The 1,796-nt window shown below is 75.0% G+C and carries 1 protein-coding gene and 1 pseudogene; both read right to left on the bottom strand.

Annotation, left to right across the window (positions count from 1 at the left end):
- A pseudogene (locus EAO70_RS37190) lies at positions 1–282 on the bottom strand (YrhB domain-containing protein); the annotation flags it as partial.
- A 7-nt stretch (positions 283–289) separates the two neighbouring features.
- Entirely contained in the window at positions 290–1,663 is a 1,374-nt protein-coding gene (locus EAO70_RS37185; RefSeq protein WP_148007175.1) for a dienelactone hydrolase family protein, read from the bottom strand.
- Between the last annotated feature and the right edge of the window lie 133 nt (positions 1,664–1,796).

The raw sequence follows: 1,796 nt of genomic DNA, 5'->3' as shown, positions 1-1,796 counted from the left end.
GAGGTACTGCTCCTCCCAGCCGTCGTCGCCCCACCGGACGGCCGGCACGAAGTGGAGGCTTCCGTCCTGCCGGTCGACCAGGTAGTGGCCGCCGACGAAGCTGCCGCGCGGCCCGTCGCCCCGTGCCTGTTGCGCCGAGCGCCAGAAGACGAGCCAGCCGACCGCCCACTCCTCCACGTGGTGGACGTCGGGCGTCGGCGGCGGACCCTCCCACGGCCACGTCGGCAGCTCCCGGGCGAGGAAGGCCCGGACGAGCGCGACGGCGCGTTCCCTGGAGATCATCACCCCATCATTCCGCACCGCCCACCCGGTGCAGCACGGCCCGCACCGCGCGGACGACGGCTTCGCGGGACGCGTCCGTGCGGTCCAGGGCCTCGAAGCCGTGCCGTCCGTCCGGCACGTCGACGATCTCGACGTCCATCCCGTGCTTCCCGGCGGCGGCGAGGAACTCCTCCACCGTCGCCGCGAACGCCGGGTGTTCACGGCCGGCCCGGACGAGGACCACCGGCAGCGCTCCGGCGCCCGCGAGCGCGGTCACGGGCCGGAAGCGCCTCTCGACGGTCTCCCAGCCGGGCGGCGTACCGAGGACGGGGTACGAGAGGGCGAGACACCGGAGCCACGGCGGGGGCGCCGCCAGCCAGTCGGCGGCGAGGAGACCGCCTCCGGAGAACATCCAGAGTGCGATCCGGTCCGGGTCGACCAGGGGGTGGGAGCGGAGCGTCTCCACCGTGTCCGCGATGTCACCGGCGGCGCGGGCGTAGTCGGTCAGGGCGTACAGCCGGTGGTCGACGGTGGCGCCGACCGCGCCGAGGCCGGCCAGGTAACGGGCGTAGCCCCGGTAGAAGGGGGTGTCGCGTGGGGTGGCTACGCGATCGGCGTCGACGGGACCGCCGTGCACGAAGAGGACGGCCGGGCGGCGCCCTTCCCTGTCCGGCAGGTGGACGTCGAGGCGGCCGTGCCGCTCGTACGGGTGCTCCTGCGTGTCCAGCAGGAACTCCTGCTCCTCGTAGGAGGGTCGGTCCTCCCCGAGGGTGATCCGGCGGCCCTCTCCCGCCGCCGCGCGCACGAGGATGTCGGCGAGTTCCGCCGGATGAGTGAGCATCGGCCAGTGCCCGGAGGGGAGTTCCCAGAAGACCCAGCCGGATCCCGACAGCTTCCGAAAGCGCGGCGGGCCCGTGCGGACCAGCATCTCGACCACATCGACGCCCGGTCCGTCCGCCGTGCACATCACCGCGGCGGCCGGGACCCGGTCCAGACCGCCGCCGAGCCGCAGCGGTTCGGTGAGGGTGCGGGCGGGCTGCGGCACGGCCAGCCGGTCCAGGCGGGCCAGGTCGTCCGGGGAGAGGCCGGCGAGGCTCCCCCAGAGCGCCCACTCCTCCCCCCGGGGCGGCGGGAGTGGGGTGGTGTCATGGCCGAGCCGTTCCCGGACGGTCTCGTCGCGGACGAGCAGCACAGCCGGGTCGCCGTCCGAGGGGAGCCCGGCGGCGACGTACACGACCCGGGCCACCCGGTCGGGCCGCCGGTCGGCGGCGGCGAGCACCGGGTGGATGCCGTGGCCGTGCCCGACGAGGACCGTCTCAGGGTCGTCGAGCCGGTCGAGGAGCGCCAGCAACTCCTCCGTACGCGTGCCGAGTCCGGCGCCGGGATCGCCGTCCGGCGTCACCGGGTGGACCCGCGCCCCGCCCTCCCGCAGCCGCGACGGGAGCGGCGTGAGTGGCGGGACACAAGCACGAGGAGGCGGGAATGACGGCGTTCGTTCTGGTGGGAGAGGCGTTCACCGGGGGGTGGCTGTGGGA

The organism is Streptomyces sp. adm13(2018), assembly GCF_008042145.1.
GTDB lineage: Bacteria > Actinomycetota > Actinomycetes > Streptomycetales > Streptomycetaceae > Streptomyces.
Note: the sequence above shows the minus strand (reverse complement) of the source record. Positions and strands in the feature narration are given on the sequence as shown.